The sequence below is a fragment of the Streptomyces sp. NPDC002889 genome (assembly GCF_042888425.1).
In the GTDB taxonomy this organism is placed as follows: domain Bacteria; phylum Actinomycetota; class Actinomycetes; order Streptomycetales; family Streptomycetaceae; genus Streptomyces.
Window position 1 is genome coordinate 168,935 of the sequence record NZ_JBIAPT010000014.1, and the last position, 13,965, is coordinate 182,899.

Annotated in this window: 14 protein-coding genes; 13 read left to right on the plus strand and 1 reads right to left on the minus strand. The window is 67.7% G+C overall.

Annotated elements, in window-relative coordinates; genetic code table 11:
- The first annotated feature begins 4 nt into the window (after positions 1-4).
- From ACFYWI_RS22600 to ACFYWI_RS22615, 4 genes are all read left to right on the plus strand, one after another.
- Entirely contained in the window at positions 5-961 is a 957-nt protein-coding gene (locus tag ACFYWI_RS22600) for a phage major capsid protein (protein ID WP_389235412.1), read from the plus strand.
- Positions 962-1,050: 89 nt separating this feature from the next.
- On the plus strand, positions 1,051-1,980 hold the full coding sequence (locus tag ACFYWI_RS22605; protein ID WP_389235415.1) for a glycosyltransferase family 4 protein: 930 nt from the start codon (positions 1,051-1,053) through the stop codon (positions 1,978-1,980).
- 9 nt (positions 1,981-1,989) lie between these two features.
- Complete coding sequence (locus ACFYWI_RS22610) at positions 1,990-2,406, plus strand: hypothetical protein (RefSeq protein ID WP_389235418.1); 417 nt, start codon at positions 1,990-1,992, stop codon at positions 2,404-2,406.
- Positions 2,407-2,769, plus strand: a complete 363-nt coding sequence (locus ACFYWI_RS22615; protein ID WP_389235421.1) for a hypothetical protein — start codon at positions 2,407-2,409, stop codon at positions 2,767-2,769.
- Here ACFYWI_RS22615 and ACFYWI_RS22620 read toward each other — a convergent pair.
- Complete coding sequence (locus ACFYWI_RS22620) at positions 2,766-3,086, minus strand: DUF4429 domain-containing protein (RefSeq protein ID WP_389235424.1); 321 nt, start codon at positions 3,084-3,086, stop codon at positions 2,766-2,768. The two genes, ACFYWI_RS22615 and ACFYWI_RS22620, sit on opposite strands and share 4 nt — an antisense overlap.
- 32 nt (positions 3,087-3,118) lie before the next feature.
- Between ACFYWI_RS22620 and ACFYWI_RS22625 the strand changes: the two genes are divergently transcribed.
- The 9 genes from ACFYWI_RS22625 to ACFYWI_RS22665 all read left to right on the plus strand — a co-directional run bounded on the left by ACFYWI_RS22625 (position 3,119) and on the right by ACFYWI_RS22665 (position 13,957).
- Entirely contained in the window at positions 3,119-3,451 is a 333-nt protein-coding gene (locus ACFYWI_RS22625; protein ID WP_389235427.1) for an HK97 gp10 family phage protein, read from the plus strand.
- Positions 3,451-3,849 carry a hypothetical protein gene (locus ACFYWI_RS22630; protein ID WP_389235430.1) on the plus strand — a complete coding sequence of 133 codons (399 nt, stop codon included), beginning with the start codon at positions 3,451-3,453 and terminating at the stop codon, positions 3,847-3,849. Before ACFYWI_RS22625 ends, ACFYWI_RS22630 begins: the two co-directional genes overlap by 1 nt.
- A 71-nt stretch (positions 3,850-3,920) precedes the next feature.
- Positions 3,921-4,505, plus strand: coding sequence for a phage tail protein (locus tag ACFYWI_RS22635; protein WP_389235433.1), 585 nt, complete (start codon positions 3,921-3,923; stop codon positions 4,503-4,505).
- A gap of 91 nt (positions 4,506-4,596) precedes the next feature.
- Entirely contained in the window at positions 4,597-4,926 is a 330-nt protein-coding gene (locus tag ACFYWI_RS22640; RefSeq protein WP_389235436.1) for a hypothetical protein, read from the plus strand.
- 56 nt (positions 4,927-4,982) lie between these two features.
- Positions 4,983-5,333, plus strand: coding sequence for a hypothetical protein (locus tag ACFYWI_RS22645; protein WP_389235439.1), 351 nt, complete (start codon positions 4,983-4,985; stop codon positions 5,331-5,333).
- Positions 5,334-5,352: 19 nt separating this feature from the next.
- Positions 5,353-9,939, plus strand: coding sequence for a hypothetical protein (locus tag ACFYWI_RS22650; protein WP_389235442.1), 4,587 nt, complete (start codon positions 5,353-5,355; stop codon positions 9,937-9,939).
- Positions 9,940-9,941: 2 nt separating this feature from the next.
- A complete protein-coding gene (locus tag ACFYWI_RS22655; protein WP_389235445.1) occupies positions 9,942-12,179 on the plus strand; it encodes a hypothetical protein in 2,238 nt (745 codons plus the stop codon).
- Positions 12,180-13,277 (plus strand): DUF5047 domain-containing protein, encoded by a 1,098-nt coding sequence (locus ACFYWI_RS22660; RefSeq protein WP_389235448.1) that lies wholly within the window; start codon positions 12,180-12,182, stop codon positions 13,275-13,277.
- Complete coding sequence (locus ACFYWI_RS22665) at positions 13,274-13,957, plus strand: hypothetical protein (RefSeq protein ID WP_389235451.1); 684 nt, start codon at positions 13,274-13,276, stop codon at positions 13,955-13,957. The genes ACFYWI_RS22660 and ACFYWI_RS22665 overlap by 4 nt, the downstream gene beginning before the upstream one ends.
- Positions 13,958-13,965: the final 8 nt, after the last annotated feature.

The following is a 13,965-nucleotide window of genomic DNA, read 5'->3' on the forward strand; positions in this document are numbered from 1 at the left end:
TCCAATGGTCGCAACAGCACCTATCAAGCTGAGTGACGTCGATGCGACGTTCCTCCCGCCCCAACTGACCGGCCCGATCTTCGAGAAGTCCGTCGAGCAGTCCGCGGTGATGAGCCTGGCTCGCCGGGTGCCGCTGTCGATGTCGGCGACCACCGCTGTGCCGGTGCCGCTGGACGTGCCGACCGCGGACTGGGTCGAGCAGGCTGGCCGGAAGCCTCTGGGCACCGGCGGCGTGGACATCAAGACCATGAGCGGCAAGAAGATCGCCGTCCTCATTCCGGTCGCGATGGAGGTCGTGCAGTCGAACGCTGCCGGGCTGTGGACGCAGCTGCATCGCGATCTGCCGACGGCGTTCTCCCGCGCGTTCGACCGTGCGGCGATCCACGGCAAGACGATGAAGGGGGCCACGGGACCGTTCCCGGACCACCTGGCCGAGACCACGAAGTCCGTGACGATCGGCACCACGACGCAGGCCAACGGCGGCATCTGGGGCGACCTCGTCGATGGTATGCGGGATGTCTCCGACGACGACTGGGACTACACCGGCACTGTGCTGGACCACCGGATGAAGCCCAGCCTGCTCGGTGCGACCGACACCACCGGCCGCCCCATCTTCGTGGACACCACCCAGCCGGGTACCGGTGCCGCGCTCGCGGGCACGCTGGTCGGTGAGCCGGTCGCCTACTCGCGCTCGGTCTCCGGCAAGCTGCGGCGCCAGTCGGGCACCATCGACACCGGCCTGCGCGGCATCGGCGGCGACTGGTCGCAGACCGCCTACGGCGTCGGTATGGACATCACCGTGCGGATCTCCCGCGAGGCGACGTACATCGACGAGGACGGCGGAGTGCACAGCGCGTTCCAGGAAAACCTGGTGCTCCTCCTGGCGGAGGCCTATTACGGCTTCGTCCTGGGTGACGTCGAGGCGTTCGTCAAGTACCTGGCGGCGGGCGGCAGCTCGTGACGCAGGGCGGGAGGGGCAGCCGGGCGCCGATGCAGGTCGTCGCCCGGCTGCACGGCTACCCGCCGCGCCATAACGCTGGTGCCGAGTGGATGGTCCACTCAATGTTGCGGGCCCTCGTTCAGCGTGGTCACGAGGTGTCGGTGTGGCTGTCTCGCTACACCGACGACCGCACCGACTACGACCTGGACGGCGTGCAGGTGGTTCCGCTGCAGTCCCGTCTGGACGCCGCCTCGGCGATCCGCAAGGCCGATGTCGTCGTCTCCCATCTGGAGAACGTGCCGTCGGCCGGCGCTCTGGCCCGCGGCTATGGCAAGCCGCTGGCGGTGGTGTGCCACAACACGCATCTCCCCAGCTTCCGGCAGATGGCTGCCGGGGACACGGCGCTGGCGGTCTACAACAGCCAGTGGATGGCCCGCGAGGCGGAGCTATTCTTCGCCGAGTATCCGAAGGGTGTCCGCCCGAGGAGCGAGGTGATTGTCCGGCCGCCGGTGTTCGCCGACGAGTACCGGACGAAGCCCGGCGACAAGGTCACTCTGATCAACTGCAACCTGGAGAAAGGCGGCCGGCTGTTCGAGAAGCTGGCCCGCAGGATGCCGGAGGTGGAGTTTCTTGCGGTCCGCGGCGCCTACGGGGAGCAGGTCCTGCCGGATCTGCCGAACGTGGAGATCGTCGACCACGTCTGCGGTCATGAGATGCGGGAGCGGGTGTACAGCCGCACGAAGGTGCTGCTGATGCCGTCCTCGTATGAGTCGTGGGGCCGGGCTGGCGTCGAAGCGATGGCCAGCGGCATCCCCGTGATCGCACACCCCACCCCGGGGTTGTGCGAGTCGCTGAGTGAGGCTGGCGTGTTCGTCGACCTGCACGACGCCGACGGGTACGAGACGGTGATCCGGAAGCTCCTCAATGACCCTGTCGAATACCGGCTGGTGTCCAAGCGGGCAAAGGCCCGCAGTGCCGAACTGGATCCGACTGCCGATCTCGATACCTGGTGCGACGCCGTGGAGGCCCTGGCCCGATAGGAGGCTCCGATGGCGTTCGTAGCCCCGACGGCAGAGCAGCTCGGCATGTACCTGGGGCTCGATGAGGTGGATGGCGACCGGGCTGATCTGCTGATTACGCAGGCGGTGGCGCTGGCCGAGTCGGTGGTCAAGCCGCTGCCGGACCAGGCCACAGCGATCGTCCTGTCCGTGGCCGGCCGGGCTTACGTCAATCCCCAGAGCGTCTCCTACGAGACGATCGGCCCCATGTCCGTACAGCGCCCCCAGGGGTCTGGCGGCTTGTATCTGACGAAGTCCGACAAGGCGGCGCTCAAGAGCCTTGCCGGCCGGGGTGGCGCGTTCACGGTGGATCCGACACCCGAGGCGGCTGACCCGTCGCCGACGTGGCCGATCGATGACACCTACGGTCCCGGCTTGGAGTACGAGCCTGGCTGGGGGTGGGTGTAGATGCCCGCGCCGTACCCCTACGGGGAGACGGTGCGGATCATCCGCACCGGTGCTTCGCCGGGCCGGGATCCGCGCGGCCAGCCGCTGCCCGGCCCTGACGAGTCCTTCGATGTGAAGGGCTGCGTCATCACCCCGCGGGCCGAGACGCCTTCGGTGGGTGGGGATCAGCAGCAGGCGCGGGACACGGTCATCGTCGGCTGGACGGTCTACGCCCCGGCGGGCACCGCGCTGCGGACCACGGACAGGGTCCGGATCCGCGGCGTGGTGTGCGACATCACGGGCGAGCCTGGCGACTGGGGTCGCAGTCCCTTCACGGGTACCAGTGGCCCGGTTCAGTTCGCTGCGGACCGGGTGACCGGCTAGCCGCGGGCCTGCTCGATGGCTGCCACCAGTTTGGCCGCGGCGTCGTTGCTGCGGCGGGGGATGGACAGGCTGTGCGGGTCCGAGTGGGGCGGTCGGCCTCCGAGGAACACACCCTTCTTCTCCTCGGCGGGTGCTGACCCGGCGACGAGGAACTGGATGTAGCCGTGGAAGGCCCAGTTCGCGGGCTTGAGGCGGGTACCGGTGACGTCGGCGGCGCGGATGCGGAACTGACGCTCCTGCTGGCCGACTTCCTTCTTGATGATGGTGATCCAGTCGCCGTCGAAGCTGACGCTGCCCTGCACGCCTTTGACGTCCATGCCTGCCCCCTGTGTGAGTCGAGGTGGTCATGATGCCCGCGAAGTTCAGGATGTCCAAGAAGGGGGTTGGGCAACTGCTCAACTCTCCGATGATCGCTTCCGAGATGCTGCGCCGAGCCGAGGTGATCAAGGGTGTTGCCGAGGCGATATCCCCTGTAGGTGGCCCCGGTGATCCGCATAGCGGCGCCTACAAGGCGTCGTGGCATGCGGAGGTGAAGAAGAAGGCGGTGGGCCGATCGCGGAAGCGACGGCCGGTGGGTGTGGTGTCGAACCCCGTCTACTACGCCCGCTGGGTGGAGTACGGCACGGAGCGGGTGCCCGCGCATCACGTCCTGCTGCGCGCTGCCCAGGCGGGTGGCCGCTGATGGCCGCTGATGGCTCGGTCGATGTGGAGCTGGAGCTCATCGGATGGACACAGGATCGCGTCGCCCCGGGCGTGGTGGTCCGTGACGAGCTCGACAACAACCTGCTCGAGGAACTGCCCACGGTGCAGATCGAAGTCGTCGGCGGAGACGACGACGGCTTCCGGCTGGACCGAGCACTCGTCGAGGTCAATGTGTACGCCTCTACCCGGGCCGAGGCGATCGCCCTCGCGGCCGAGGTGCATGGCCTCTACCTGACAGAGCTGCGCGGCTCGAAGACGACGACTGCCGTGTTCGGGTCGGTCTCCACGATCAGCCGGCCCACAGTGCGCCCCTACGAGAACACCGGGCTCCGCCGTGTCGGAGCCACCTACGCGATCCACAGTCACCCGGTCTCCTGACCGGCCAGGGCCCGCGCCGGACCCCTCAAGTTCCCGCCCGAGCGCGGGCCTCTTCCATGTCTGGAGACATCATGGTTTCAATCACCCGCGCCGCGGATCTCACGATGGTCGGCGCGAACGGCGGCGGCTGGGTCGCCCCGGTCGGCACGGCCGCTCTCGCATCGCCACTGGACCAGCCGACCGATCCGTGGCAGGCGCTGGGCGCGATCAGCGACGACGGTCTGGTCAACGGCTGGGACGAGGACAAGCAGGAGTTCCAGCCTTGGGGGCTGACCTCGCCTTTCCGTACACAGATCACCAAGTCGGTGAGGACTTTCGGACTGACGGTGTGGGAGACGTCGCGCCTGCCGGTGATGTCGCTGCACTACCGCATCGACGAGGCTGACCTCGCGCCGGTGGGTGACATCACGTCGTTCGCGGAGACCGCGAGCCCCGTGCCGGACCGCAGGGCGTTCTGGTTCCTCGTCATCGACGGTGACAACGCCCGCGGCTTCTACGTCCCCGAGGGCGAGATCAACGAGCGTAGCGACGTCACGTACAAGCAGGACGAGATGTCCGGCTTCGAGTGGGTGATCACCACGTACCCGGACGCCGCAGGGAACACCGTCTACCACGTCGACAAGATCCCGGTCACGCCCGCGGATCCGCTGTCCTGAGCTGGATGGGCGGGCCTTTCTGCTGGCGCGGGCCCGGCCCGCCCATCCTTTCTTCCCTTGCCCGCGCCATTGACCTACGGAGGCCCGCGCCATGACCGCGACCAAAGAAGTGACGCCTGCCGAAGCGCAGGAGATCGAAGCCACCGGCCACTACGTGACCGCCGAGCTTTGCGGCGAAAAGCTGGAGCTCGTCCCGCCCGGCGCATGGCGCCAGTCTTGGCAGCGAAAGCTGAAGGCCGGCGACATGGACGAGTTCATGGAGTGCGTCCTCAGCGCCGACTCCTACGGGCTGTACCTGGATCTCGACCCGACCAACGACGAGATCGGCGAGTTTCTCAACTCCGCTGGTGAGGCTGCCGGGGAGACGGTGGGAAAGTCCAGTGGACTGTCTCGGTCGTCGAGGACCACGCGGAGGCGGTAGAGGCCGACCTGTGGCGCTACTACCAGCGTGACCTGCTCGACGTGCACCGCGGCGAGATGACGTGGCGGCAGCTGCGGGTCCTGATCCAGCATTTGCCGCCCGAGTCCGCGACCATGACCGCGCTGCGGAACGCCATGACGTCCGAGGACTACGAGCAGCAGGCGCGGAGCGGCCGGCCCGAAGAGGGCCGCTGGTCGATGACCGAGCAGCTCCTCGCGGGGATCACGGACTCGCTGCACCAGCTCGAGTACATCCTCGTGGTCGCCAACTCGGACGGTAAGGGCCGCAAGCCGAAACGCCCGGAGCCGATGCGCCGGCCGGGAGTGGGTCCGTCGAAGCAGCGCGAGCCGATGTCCGAGCAGGCTGCGGAGCGGCTGTTCCAGCTCATCAACGGAGGCGCGGCCTGACGCGCGAGAGGAGGCTCTCGTGGCGATCAGTGTCGGTTCGGTCGAGGTCGACGTCATCCCCAACACGCGTGGGATCTATGCCCGGCTGAACGCCGGTCTGGTGCCGGCGGCCACTCGTGCCGGTGAGGACGCCGGTAACGCGGCTGGCCGGGCGTTCGGCCCGGCCATGTCCGGTGCGATCGACAACACGGTGGCGACCCGCATCGGCCAGCAGATCGGCCAGCAGATCGCCGCCCGCATCACCGCGGAGATCCGTGGGGCGATGCGGGACGGTATCACGCAGGGCGGGCGAGCTGCTCGGCCTGCTGCCGTCCGTCAGGGTGATGACACCGGCGGAGCGTTCTCCCGGGCGCTGAAGACGCGTCTGGAGGCGGCGTTCCGGTCGCTGCCGAAAATCAACATAGATGCGAACACCAGCGAAGCGGACGCGGACCTGCAGGCCCTTCGAGTCCGCATGGAAACCCTCGCCAACAAGCGCATCGGTATCGACATTGAGGCGTCCGCCGCCAAAGCCGAGATCAAGCTCATAGAGGCCGAGCTGACACGGCTCGGCGCCAAGCACCCCAACGTGCAGGTGAGGGCCGACACCGCTGAGGCCCTGAGCCAGCTGGCTGCTGTACGGGCCGCGATGGCGGCAGTCGACGGCAACCGGGTACGTGTCAACGTGGACACGTCTGGTGCACTGTCCGCGGTCATACACCTGGCTGTCGCCATCGGCGGTCTAGCGGTGATCCCCGCTATCCCCGTCCTGGCGGCGGGCATCGGGGCGATCGGCTCGGCAGCCGTAGCCGCTTCTGTGGGTGTCGGCGCGCTGGTTGCTGTGGCGGTTCCCGCATTCGTCGGGATCGCCGGTGCTCTGCAGGCACAGAAGGCAGCCCAGGATGCTGCCACTAACGCCTCTCTCAAGGGCGGGCAGGCCTCTGGTCAGGGTGCGGCCAAGGCCCTGCAGATGGCGGGGGCTCAGCAGGCCCTGGCCGCCGCGCACCGCAATGCCGCCAGGCAGATCGGCCAGGCAGAGCAGGCGGTTGCGGACGCGGTGCGGTCGGCAGCAGAGGCCAATGGGCAGGCCGCACAGCAGGTCAAGGCCGCCAAGCAGGCGCTCGCGGATGCTGTGCAGCAGGCAGCGGACCGGCAGCGGGACGCGGCGGAGCGGGTCGCTCAGGCAGAGGAGTCGCTGGCCGGCGCACAGCGGACTGCCAGGCAGGCTCAGCAGGATCTGACGCAGGCCCGTAAGGATGCGGCGCTGGAGCTGGCGGAGCTCGGAGACCGTCTGACGAACGCCCAGCTGTCGGAGCGGGATGCGGTCCTGTCCGTACAGGAGGCGCAGGTCCGGCTGCGTGCGGTGCAGGCTGCCGGGTCGAAGGCCTCACTGGTCGACCAGCAGCGCGCCCAACTTGCGTATGACCAGGCCGTTCAGCGGCTGAAGGAGCAGCAGGCCGAGACGAAGTCACTCACCGCGGAGAAGAAGGCTGCGGACAAGGCCGGCGTCGAAGGCTCGGAGACGGTCCGTACCGCGCAGGAGCGCATCGCTGACGCTGAGCGGAATGTCGCTGACCAGCAGAAGGCCCTGGGCAAGGCGCGGGCGCAGGCGGCGCAGCAGCAGGTTGCGAATCAGCGGGCGATTGCCGAGGCGCAGCAGAAGGTTGCCGAAGCGTCCAGGAACGTCTCGAAGGTTCAGGAGGACGGCGCTCGCTCGGTCGCTCGCGCCCAGGACTCTTTGGTGGCGGCGCAGCAGTCGGCGGCGGACAGCATCGCCTCTGCTCAGCGTCAGATTGCCTCCGCGTCGCAGTCCGCGGCCGGGGGCGTGGATCAGGCTGCCATCGCACAGGCCAAGTACCAGGCCGCGCTTGCGAAGCTGACCCCTGCGGCGCGGGGCACCCTCAATGCCTTCGTATCGCTGAAATCTGCCTTCGGCGACTGGTCGAAGAGCCTTCAGCCTGCGGTGATGCCCATCTTCACCCGGGCGCTGAACGGGATCAAGAACAGCCTTCCGGGGCTGACTCCGTTCGTGCTGGCCGCGGCGAAGGCGATCGGGCTCCTGCAGGACAGGGCGTCCAAGGGGTTCAAGTCGCCGTGGTGGAAGTCATTCAAGAAGGATCTGGCCGGGTCGGTCGGCCCCGCCATTGAGGGCCTCGGTATCGCCTTCGGCCGGATCTTCAAAGGGATGGCCGGCATCGTCCAGGCCTTCCTGCCGCACATGGACTCCATCTCGGCGACGATGCAGCGGATCACCGGCCGGTTCGCAAACTGGGCGACCGGGTTGAAGGGCAGCCCCGAGTTCGAGAAATTCCTGTCCTACTCCGCAGAGATGGCGCCGATCCTCGCCAGTGCGCTGCGGGACATGTTGAGCGCCGTTTTGCAGGTAGCGAAGGCGCTGGCTCCGGCCGCAACGATTCTCTACCTGACGTTGGGTGCGGTTGCGCGGGTTATCGGCTCGATCGCGGAGAATCTGCCTTGGTTGATCCAGCTGCTGTACGCGGTGTGGGTGGCGACGAAGCTGTGGACGCTCGCGATGATCGCCTTCAACCTGGTGATGAACGCGAACCCGATCACGCTGATCATTATCGCGATCGTCGCCCTGGTGGCCGCGGTCATCTACGCGTACAAGAACTGGGGCTGGTTCCGCGACATCGTCAATGCCGCTTGGGAGGGCATCAAGACGGCGGCTCTCTTCGTCTGGAACAACGTCCTGAAGCCCATTTTCTCCGGGCTGGTGATTGCCTTCCAGGCGGTCGGCACGGCCGCGTCATGGTTGTGGAACACGATCCTTTCGCCGGTCTTCAGCTTTATCGGGGCGGCGGCGAGGATCCTCGCCACGATCGTCCTGACGATTCTCATCGTGCCCTTCGTCCTGGCGTTCAAGGCTCTGGCCGCAATCGCCACATGGGTGTGGGAGAACGTCCTGGGCCCGGTGTTCGGGTTCATTGCTGAGAAGGCGGTCTGGCTCTGGCAGAACCAGATCAAGCCCGCGTGGGACTTGATGAAGGCCGGGTTCCAGCTTGTTGGCGACAAGGTTCAGGAGCTGTGGGACAAGTACGCCAAGCCTGTCTTCACGTGGATCGGTGACAAGGCGCAGTGGCTGTGGCGGGAGAAGATCAAGCCCGCGTGGGACTTCATCAAGGTGGGCATCGGCCTGCTCGGTGACAAGATCCAGCAACTGTGGGACGACTATGTCCAGCCCGTGCTCGGTTGGATCGGCGACAAGGGCAAGTGGCTGTGGGACAAAGCGCTAAAGCCTGCATTCGACAACATCAAAAAGGGCGTGAAAGCGGTCGGTGATTCCTTCGACGACGCGAAGGGCTTCATCGAGAAGGCCTGGACCCAGGTCAAGGAAATCGCCAAGGTGCCGGTCCGCTTCATCATCGACAAGATCTACAACGCGGGCATCGTCCCGACCTGGAACATGATCGCTGGAGCCTTCGGTGCTCCGAAGATCGATCCGATGAAGACCAAGGGCTGGGCAACGGGCGGTGTCCTGCCCGGCTACAGCCCCGGCAAGGACATCCACCGGTTCGTCTCCCCGACCGGTGGTGGGCTCGAGCTGTCCGGCGGCGAGGCCATCATGCGGCCCGAGTGGACGCGTGCGGTCGGTGCAGGGTTCGTCAACACGATGAACCGGATCGCCTCGTCCCGCGGTGCGACCGGAGTGAAGGCCGCCCTGGCGCCCGCGCTCGGCGGCAACGACACCACGCAGCGCTTCGCGTCCGGCGGCATCTTCGACTGGATCGGCAAGACCGCTTCCGGGGTGGGTTCCGCCGCCTGGGACAAGGCAAAGGACGCGGCGAGCTGGATCGGGGACACGCTCGAGAGGTCGGCCCGAGCCGGACTGAACGGTGTGGTGAACCCACTGCTGGCCAAATTTCCCGGCGCGGACACCGACCTGGGGCGCATGCTTCGCCGCATTCCAAAGAAGATCCTCGACAGCATCTTCGGCTACAGCAAGGAGGCCGACAAGAAGGGTGCGGGCGGTATCGGCGGCCCGAAGGTTCAGCGGGCTCTGACCTGGGCGAAGAGCCAGGCAGGCAAGCCGTATCTGTGGGGCGGGGTCGGCCCGGCCGGCTACGACTGCTCCGGTTTTATGTCGGCGATTCAGAACGTCCTCGAGGGCCGTTCCCCGCACACCCGCCGTTGGGCGACGGGCGCGTTCTCCGGGAGGACTGCCCCGCCCGGCTGGGTGCTCAACGGGAAGTCGCCGTTCACCGTGGGCATCACGAACGCTGGCGTCGGGCACACGGCCGGAACGCTTGGCAAGGTGAATGTGGAGAGCCGGGGTGGCGAGGGGGTCGTGGTGGGCAAGCGCGCTCGAGGAGCGATGTCGATGCTCTTCAACGACGTGTACGGGTACCGCCCAGGCAAGTTCGACTCGGGCGGCTACCTGCAGCCGGGCATGAATCTGGCCTACAACGGGACCGGCCGGCCTGAGCCGGTGTTCACCACGACGCAGGCCAACGCGCTGACCCGCATTGCGAGCGCACCGACGGGCGGCGGCACTTTCGAGGGCGACCTGTACCTCGACTCCGGCGAGTTCATGGGCAAGGTCCACGGCGTGATGAACCAGCGGGACCAGGCCCTGGTGTCGACTCTGCGCGCCGGCCGGAAGGGGTGACAGTGGCGATCCCCGGGAATTTCCTCAGCGAGACGACCAGCACGATCGACCCGAACACGTCGGGCTGGGTGGCGAAAACCAACTGCACGATCAGCCGAGGTACGGGCGGGTCGGTCACCACCGGCTGCCTGCTCATGAAGTCGGTCGCGGCCGGCGAGATGCAGTGCCGCACCGCCTCCTTCTACAGCGTCGTCGCAGGCCAGGAGTACGAGGCGTTCTCGGACGCGTCGGGTGCGACGGTGCCGGAGCGGATCGGTATCCGCTGGCTCCGCCTGCTCGGCACGGAGATCTCCATCTCCTGGTCGCTGACGACAGCTACAGCCTCGGCCTCGTGGCACAGGATTGCCGTGGCGGACGTGGCTCCGGCCGACGCCGTCTACGCGCAGGTCATCTTCTCCTCGACCCCCGCCGCGGGCAACGTCAACCAATTCTTCGACAACATCTATCTGGGCCCTCCGTGGAAGACGACGGGCAACTTGCTGGCTGCGAACACAGAGACGTCGGAGCGGGCAACCGGCTGGCCGTACCTGGCGGTCACCAACTGCACGATGTCCCGCACGGCGCCGATGGTGTCGTGGCCGACCACCAGCTACACAGTGGGCGGCCACGTCGCCACGATGACAGTCACGGCGACCGCTGCCGCGAACTTTCGCAGCACAGATTTGGCGGCGGTCACACCCGGCGTCGAATACCGCGGGTATGCCCACCTCAACCCCCCGGCGAGCGGGACCGCGGCGTGGATCGAGCTGCGGTTCTACGATGCCTCGAGCGCCCAGATCGCCGCGACGAAAGCCAACTTGTCGGCGCCCTCAACGGGTTGGTACCAGCAGCGCGTATCCGGCGTAGCCCCAGCCAACGCCGCCTACGCCTCGGTGGCGTTCGGGTTGGACACGGCGACCGCCGCGCAGGTGCTGCGCACGGACGGGGCTGTCATCACGACAGCCCCGGTCCTGCGCGAGGGCTCCGTCGTGCCCTACGACGATGCCGCTTTCGAGCGCGGCATCGGCTCGTGGACCGTGGTCTCGGGCGTCGCCACCCTGGCCCGCCTCACCCCGTGGGGGACTGACGCGCTCGAGGGCTTCTACTCCATGAACGTGTCCAGTGCCACGGCGACCACGTCGGTGATCCGGTCGGCGAAGTATCCGATCGGTCTCGCAGGCGGGCAGGAGTGGACGAGCGAGATCTGCGCGAAGGTCAGCGCCGGCGGATGGAACATCACCCGCAGCATCCGCTGGTACGACGCCGCTAATGTCGACCTTGGCGCCACGTCCAGCACGGTGGGCGCCATCCCGACGCCGGACTGGTGGGCTCTGTCGGCATCCCATACGGCGCCGACTGGGGCGACGCAGGCGGCGATCGAGTACACGCTCACCGCCACCTCCGTCTCGTCAGTGGTCCGCCTGGACAAGGCAGCCCTGTGGCACTCGCTGCCGATTGAAGAGGTCGTCACTCACGATGAGACGGCGTCCACCACGGTGACGCTGCGGGAGCTGCCGATCACGTCCACGCTCACCGTGTGGCGGGTGACCGCGGACGGCACCCGCACCCTCGTGCGCGGCGCCGACGGGCTCATCGACCGCGCGACCATCACCTCGGATGTCTACGTCGTCGAGGACTACGAGGCCCCGCTCGGCGTCCCCTTCTACTACTACAGCGAGTCCCGCGACACGAGCGGCGTGGTGACGGCGGACCGCACCACCGACACGGTGACGCTCACCCACGCCGACGCCAACGAAGCCTGGATCAAAGACCCCGGCCAGCCGCAGCGCAACATGAAGATGCTGGTCAAACAGCCGCCCGACTGGCAGCGGCCCATCAGCCAGAGCGAGTTCCGGGTCCGCGGCCGGCGCAATTCGGTCGTCCTCTCGGATGTGCGTGGAGGGCTAGAGGGCGACCTCGTCGTCTGGACCCGGAACGACGATGAGCGGGCCGCCCTGCACTGGCTCCTCGACTCCGGAAACGTGGTCTTGTGGCAGGCCGCACCGGGCATGGGCGTCGCGGACATGTACGTCAACGTCGGCCAGGTCACCGAGGCTCGCGTCAGCCCCTACGCCCCGGAGCAGTGGCGGGAGTGGACGCTGCCTCTGCGGCAGGCGGACATGCCCGTCTCCGTCGGCGTCGCCGGATCCGCGGGCCGCACCTGGCAGGACATCCTCACGGAATTCAGTACGTGGCAGGAGGCCCTCGACCGGTACGCCACGTGGGAAGACGTGCTTTTCAACCGGCCGATCGGAGGCTAGATGTACACAGTCTCCGACCGCTTCCTGCAGACCATCGTCGAGGACCACACCCCGATCAGCGAAGTGGTCCTGTTCCGCACGGACGGTCTGGTGGAGACGCTGGAGCACACCGGCGGCTCGGTCTCGGTGGACCGCTCGTCGCAGTGCCGCCGCACCTGCTCGGTCACGCTTGCCGACACGAGCCTGATCCCGCGGTCCCCAACGGACAAACTTGCCGTGTATGGGGCGACGCTGCGTATCAGTCGCGGCGTCGCCTACACGGACGGCACGCAAGAGCTCGTGCCGCTCGGAGTGTTCAGGGTCGACGAGGTCAGCGGCGACGTCGACGAAGGGCCGGTGACCATCAGCGGCAAGTCGCTCGAGTGTGTGGTCGCCGACGACAAATTCACCGAGCCGTACCGGGCATCCGGCCTGGCGGTCGGGGCGATCGAGGACCTGATCCAGCGCAGCATCCCCACCGCGACGGTCATCACCGGATCGGGCGTGGTGGACGCCACGATCGGGGCCCGCACCTGGGATGTCGAGGGCGACCCGTGGGCCGCGGTCACCGAGATCGCCGCAGCTCTCGGCGCCGAGGTGTACGCAGACCCGGACGGTGTGTTCGTCATCGACGTGCTGCCCGACCTGCTCGAGGTCGACCCCGCGTGGACCATCAGTGCAGGCGAGGGCGGCGCCTACGTCCAGGCCAGCCGCGGCATGTCCACCGACGGCGTCTACAACGGCGTCCTGGCGAGAGGCGAGAACTCGGAGTCGGGCACAGCCCCGGTCAGCGACCTCGTCGTCGACGAAGATTCCGGCTCGCCCACCTACTGGGACGGGCCGTTCGGACACCGCCCCTTTTTCTACAGCAGCTCGACCTTGACGACGACCGGGCAGTGCACGTCAGCGGCCGTCTTGAAGCTGCGGTCAGCGAAGGCGCCGAACGCGTCCGCGGACATCAGTAGCCTGCCGAACCCCGCCTTGGCGCCGGGCGACGTGGTCCGCGTCGTCTACCCCGACGGCAGTAAAGAGCTGCACCAGGTGCACAGCTTTACCGTGCCGCTCGAGCCGGGCGGGTCCTTCACGCTGCAGACCATTTCGGCGAAGGAGGGATCGTGAGCTCCTCCCAGTCGGTGGCCAGGGCTCTTGCCGACGCGATGCGGCAGGAGACCGTCCGCGTCGGCTCCGGCACCGCAACGGTCCGAGGCGGCGACGGCCGGCTCGCCGTCGTGGGAACGGTCGGCACGGACGGCACCATCACCACGACAGACGGCATCATCGCCCGCCGACTGGAGATGTACCGCAACCCGGTGGTCGGAGACGTCATCGTCCTCAGCGTCTTCTCGTCCGGCGCGTGGGTCGCGGTCGGACGGCAGGCCCAGCCCGCCGCTAGCGACTGGACCACCTACACGCCCACCGTCACCAACGCCGGCAGCGCCACGTGGACCACGCGCACCGGCTGGTGGCAGCGCACCGGCAACGGGCTCGTGAACGTCTGCGTCTACCTGGCCGTGAACGCGGTCGGATCCGGCGGAGGCCTCGTCATGGTCGACATGCCCACCGCCGTGTACCGCGGCACCCGCCAAGTCCTCACCATGCACACCGAGTCGGTGGGCCCGAACGGCAGCCATGTCGGCAACGGGCAAGCCGTGTTCTTCACCAGCGGCAGCGGCGGCACGACAGACCGGCTGCGGACCTCGTCCAACGACGCAACCAACCGCGACTTGAACATCACCGGGGCCGACCTCGTCAGCTCCGGCGGCACGATCACCATCCAGGGCTGGTACCGCGAAGCCTGAAAGGACCA

Excerpts from the sequence above, each read along its gene's own strand:
- ACFYWI_RS22605 (WP_389235415.1), top strand. The coding sequence starts at position 1,051 with ATGGTCCACTCAATGTTGCGGGCCCTCGTTCAGCGTGGTCACGAGGTG.
- ACFYWI_RS22645 (WP_389235439.1), top strand. The coding sequence starts at position 4,983 with ATGACGTGGCGGCAGCTGCGGGTCCTGATCCAGCATTTGCCGCCCGAG.
- ACFYWI_RS22615 (WP_389235421.1), top strand. The coding sequence starts at position 2,407 with ATGCCCGCGCCGTACCCCTACGGGGAGACGGTGCGGATCATCCGCACC.
- ACFYWI_RS22625 (WP_389235427.1), top strand. The coding sequence starts at position 3,119 with ATGCCCGCGAAGTTCAGGATGTCCAAGAAGGGGGTTGGGCAACTGCTC.
- ACFYWI_RS22630 (WP_389235430.1), top strand. The coding sequence starts at position 3,451 with ATGGCCGCTGATGGCTCGGTCGATGTGGAGCTGGAGCTCATCGGATGG.
- ACFYWI_RS22640 (WP_389235436.1), top strand. The coding sequence starts at position 4,597 with ATGACCGCGACCAAAGAAGTGACGCCTGCCGAAGCGCAGGAGATCGAA.
- ACFYWI_RS22600 (WP_389235412.1), top strand. The coding sequence starts at position 5 with ATGGTCGCAACAGCACCTATCAAGCTGAGTGACGTCGATGCGACGTTC.
- ACFYWI_RS22635 (WP_389235433.1), top strand. The coding sequence starts at position 3,921 with ATGGTTTCAATCACCCGCGCCGCGGATCTCACGATGGTCGGCGCGAAC.
- ACFYWI_RS22610 (WP_389235418.1), top strand. The coding sequence starts at position 1,990 with ATGGCGTTCGTAGCCCCGACGGCAGAGCAGCTCGGCATGTACCTGGGG.
- ACFYWI_RS22660 (WP_389235448.1), top strand. The coding sequence starts at position 12,180 with ATGTACACAGTCTCCGACCGCTTCCTGCAGACCATCGTCGAGGACCAC.
- ACFYWI_RS22620 (WP_389235424.1), bottom strand. The coding sequence starts at position 3,086 with ATGGACGTCAAAGGCGTGCAGGGCAGCGTCAGCTTCGACGGCGACTGG.